1 protein-coding gene is annotated in these 3,786 nt (G+C 40.4%); it reads right to left on the minus strand.

The features are described 5' to 3' along the window. Positions 1–79 precede the first annotated feature (79 nt). Positions 80–3,786 (minus strand): hypothetical protein (locus tag GSY74_RS05920; RefSeq protein WP_164664179.1); only part of this gene is annotated, 3,707 nt, incomplete at its 5' end.

Below are 3,786 nucleotides of genomic sequence, written 5' to 3' on the forward strand. Positions count from 1 at the left end.
AAATTAAATTTGATAAATTTTATACAAAATAGAGAACACTATGCGTGAACAAATGTTCTTTATGAGTATTAAATAACAATTAGAGTAAGCTCCCTGCCATTTTTTGCAAACTTTCTTGGTCAAACTTCATATCAAATCTTAGATAGATACCATCTCTATTATAGTTCTGCAACGAAAAATCATCCTCTCTAAAACCTATAAAATTATACCCCAAATAGAGCCAAGCGTTATCAAAAATATTGTAACCAAGATAGGCTCCTGCACTCTGCTTTTGATTGTCAGCACTCTGAATATATAGAAGTGAACTATGTAGACCCAGTTCAAACTTTGGTGTCAAATCATAGTTGACATCCAGACCAATATAGTTGACAAAACTCTCATACTCCTCTCTCTCCATAGTATCAATAAGAAATTTCATCCCATAAGAGAAAGTGAGTTCAAATCTTGAGCTTGGCATAAAGTTTATAAAGCTATTGGAGACCAATTTAGAGCTATCCTCTTCATCGATAAAACTCTCTCTATAAGCCAAACGACTTAACACTATCCAACTACTCAACTTAGGGCGATACGCCAGTGCAAATTTAGCCTCTGATTGACGGCTCTGTTTCTCTATCTCTTCTGACTTGGAGTATGACCCTCCCAATGCCAAACCCAAACTATCTGTGGCTCTAGTATAGATAGCACTTCGAAGATTGAGGGTGTCTTTGTCATTGCCCTCTCGCAACTCAGCTCGAATAGTTCCTGTCAAAACATCACTCTGATAGCTCACGCCTGAACTGTAGGCTACAAAATCTTTGTCGCTCACATTGCCATCAACACCTTTTGAACTCTCATATCCAATATCAAAACTTAGCGTATCCGTTAACTTTATTCTCTGCCTTGCACCCATCATATCATAAACTTTAGTGGCATCATCTTCAAACTCACTCACTCGACTGCTCTCCATCGTTGCCCCATGCCACGGTCTTGCTCTTGCACCCATACGAGACTGTGTTCCCTCTTTGTCACCCTGTTCAATCAGCTCATAAGTTCCAAAAATTTCAGCCTCAGGCATCAATATATAACTCGCCTCTATCATACTTCTGCTGGGATGAAGTTCACTCTCCTCTTTGCCAATGGTCTGGTCTCGACCTATTGATAGACTCAACTTTTGGGCAAAAAGTTTTCGAGACAACAACATCGTCAACTGGTCTGCCCCTTCATCTTTATCAGTTTTGATATAACGATACCCTACGCTACTGCCCCATTGATTATCTGCGTAACCAAAATGCATCTCTGCCACCTCTGAAAATCGTTGACTCTCCAATGACTCGTCTCTATAAAAGGCTGTATTGATATGCCATCTGGTAAACTTTCTACTCGCTTCCAAACCCATTTTTCGTGTCGCATCAAGAGATTGTGAGAGTTGCCTCAATCCAAAAGCGTTATCTTGCTCTCTAAAGTAAGCCGTTGCTTCCACTCCACGACTGATATACTCCAACTCAACCAGTTTTGCACTCCCCTCTGTTTTGGTCGAGTCACCTCTATTGACACTCTGTGCATACTCGGCACGAAAGGTTATATCGTTACCAATCTTAATATTGGAATCAACACCCATCATCGAATTTCTCTTTACCCCTTGGTTCTCCTCTACAAAGATTGAACCTATCTCCACATCATCATTGGGTTTAAGAGCGATGCGACCACCATAACTGTAACCATCAACACTCTCCAATTTTACCTCATAGGTTGCCACGATATATTGTGGATTGAAGTTTGAATTTTTGCTATAAATAGGTGTTTTAAAATATAGCCTACCCAGCCCATAATCTATATCATAATCCTGATAGCGACGAAGTCTCTTTTCGCTTAATACCACCCCTTCATGATATCTATCACGCACCTCAATGACAATCTGTTCAGAGTTGAGTATCAGATTTTTTTTGCTTAGATAGTAGTAGCCCGAAGTACCATCACCGCGTATCTCATCGCGTCCAAACTGCTGGTCACTGTGGGAGATAAACGCACTTCCCTCTACCAACTCACCATGATACTCACTTTTGACTCCTGTAAAGGTTCTGCTGTATTTTGTCAACTCTGTGGTGGTTAATCCTGTCTCAAAATCCCCAAATAGCGTAGTGAAGTTATCTTTTTCCAATTTGACAAAAAGTTTTTTTCCTGAGGAGGCTTCATAATCCTGCTGTGAAATATCACCATAGAGCGTATAGTATCTGTTGGGGTCTATCTGCGAATCTAATTTCTCCTCATCTATCTCTTTGCCTGAGTCATACGCCAGAGTCAAAAGCCATGAGCCTTTTATTTTTCCTTTGGCAAAAAAAGCGACGCGTCCCTCTTTGTAGAACTTCTCATCCCCCTCATAACTCTCTTGATTTTGACTAAGCCTCTCGTAGCCGACCGTTCCCTCTGCAAATCCGACCATTATCCAATCTCGTGCTTTGGGTTTGAGCCACGCCTTGACAACCTCTTTTCGACCACTCTTCATGGTAAAATAGAGCTTTACCTCACCTGACTTGGAGGTAGGTTGAAGCTTGATGTATGCTGTACCATTGGAGTCTATCTTAAACTTATCACAGCGTGAAATAAGTGCCAATGGGTCAGATTTTAGACGCTCTATTCTACTCTGTGGAACATAGGGTGCATCGATGGTATAACTTCCCAATATTCCTGAACGAAGAGGATACCCATCCATATCAAAAAACTGCACAGCGATAATAGGAGAGTGTTTACCATCAGCTACAAGTTTGGATTGATTTTGGCGATAGCGAACTTTTACAGGTGAGCCAGAGAGATGCACCACTCTCTTTTTTGTGGCTACCTTTTTCCCACTCTTGGTCAAGAAATGCACCACAAACAGGTTGTCACCTTCAAGCAGGTCTACCCCCTTATAGAGGGTGACTGATTTTTTTCTCTTTTTTCCCATAACCGTTGAATCAAGGTTATAGAGGCTTACTTTCTCTCCATTGAGCCAGAGTTCAACCCTTTGATTTTTGGGATGTAAGATAGCAATACTAGTTGAGGGGATAGTAGGGAGATACCCCTCTTGGGGCCAGATAATCTCCTGTTTCCCTTTGAGTTTTGCTATATTAGCTCCTGTATAGTTTGGAATCTTCTCTTCAAAAGGCTCTTTTGGCATATCTATCTGTGATTCAGGAGACTTAACCTCTCCTATTTTTTTAATACAAAAATCCACTCGTTTCAAAGCCCCATGGTGTAGCTCAACAAATTTAGAAAAAGGTGAAGCTTTAGATTTTATATCATCTTGACACTGAACAACATCATACCCCTCTTCTAAAAGCTCTCTATCAACTTGCACAACATGTCGCCCAAGATTCACCCCCTCAAAATGGTACTGACCAGTATGGTCACTCACAACATACGAACCATCTTCCATATAAAGCTTTATCCCCATTGTCGATATTGGATTAGGTTTTTTGGTCATATCAAAAATCTGACCTGCTATCACCCCTTTGTGGGTAAAGAGTTCTCGTTGTAACTCTATCGTCGAGGTGGCAACATTAGATACCACCATATCATCATGAGAGATCGAGGCTCTATTGACTATCTCTTTAGTATCAATATCAGCTGTGACCATCACCATATAGAGTGCTTCAATCCGTGATTTTCCCTCCAATTTACTCACTATGGCATTTATGACTTTTCCATCTTTTGAAAGTTGAACTCTTTTTTGCTCTCCTCCCAATCTAAAAGATTTGAATTGATACTTCAAACCTTTTGGCAAAAAATCTTTGATGGTTAGATTATAAAGAGTCTCTTCGCTATCATTAT

It is taken from the genome of Sulfurovum sp. bin170 (genome assembly GCF_010892395.1).
GTDB lineage: Bacteria > Campylobacterota > Campylobacteria > Campylobacterales > Sulfurovaceae > UBA1140.